This is a genomic window from Cupriavidus sp. 01L46 (assembly GCF_056399905.1).
On record NZ_JBFTSF010000650.1, the window covers coordinates 1 to 871 of the forward strand.

Here is an 871-nt window from a genome sequence, read left to right on the forward strand (position 1 = left end):
GGTTATTGCTGGATGAAGTCATGCTGGTGCCGACCTTGCCGTTGCACTTGCCGCGTCCTGCCGATGCCGGATTGCGGGAGATCTGCGATGCGATTGTGGGGGCGCCCGATACAGCGCTGACTTTGGCGCAATGGGGGGAGCGGCTGGGAGTGGATCCCAAGACCATTCAGCGGCGCTTTGCTCGGGAGACCGGGATGACGTTTGGGCAGTGGCGGCAGCAGGCTCGGTTGCTGTCGGCGTTGGAGGGGCTGGCCGCCGGGGCTAAGGTGGTGGATGTGGCGTTGGATCTGGGATATGAGAGTCCTAGTGCGTTTTCTACTATGTTTAGGAGGCAGTTTGGGGTGCCGCCGAGTGGGTTTTTTCGGTGATTTTTGGGGGGCGGGCTGGGGCTTTTTAGGCGTTGGGCGCTTTTGGCTTTTGGGATCGATGATGGTTTTTGGACCCAAGGGCAGAACCGTTGGCTCTTGTTTTGTGGTTGGGCTTTGATTTTTTCGGTGTTGGTTTTTGGACCCAAGGGCCATACGACATCCCCCTGCGGGGGCTGCCGGTCACTTTTCTTTGACCGGCAAAGAAAACTAACGAAAAGAAAGCCGCCCTGCCGGGGGCAGAGCAATAAGGCTATCTGGGCCTCGGTGGTTGCGTCGTACGGCCCGGAGTGTTGGCTGGCGAATCCTACCGACCCAGAGGACATCGCAACTGCATGACCCAATGGTTACGTGGTGCAGCCCCTGGCCTCGCATGCGGTGACCGTTCCCACATCTGCCGTTCGCGGCGCGAGGGGCTGCGCCGTTTCGGGTGTGGCTGGTTTCGTGGTTTTGTCTCGGAGGACGAGCGCGGTGTGGTGCGAGCACGGCCCCGCGAACCGGGCCAC

General features: G+C 60.7%; 1 protein-coding gene. It reads left to right on the forward strand.

Translation table 11 applies throughout. The features are described 5' to 3' along the window. On the forward strand, nt 1-368 hold a 368-nt coding region (locus AC1DS3_RS39115; RefSeq protein WP_477129424.1), incomplete at its 5' end, for a helix-turn-helix transcriptional regulator. Nucleotides 369-871 lie beyond the last annotated feature (503 nt).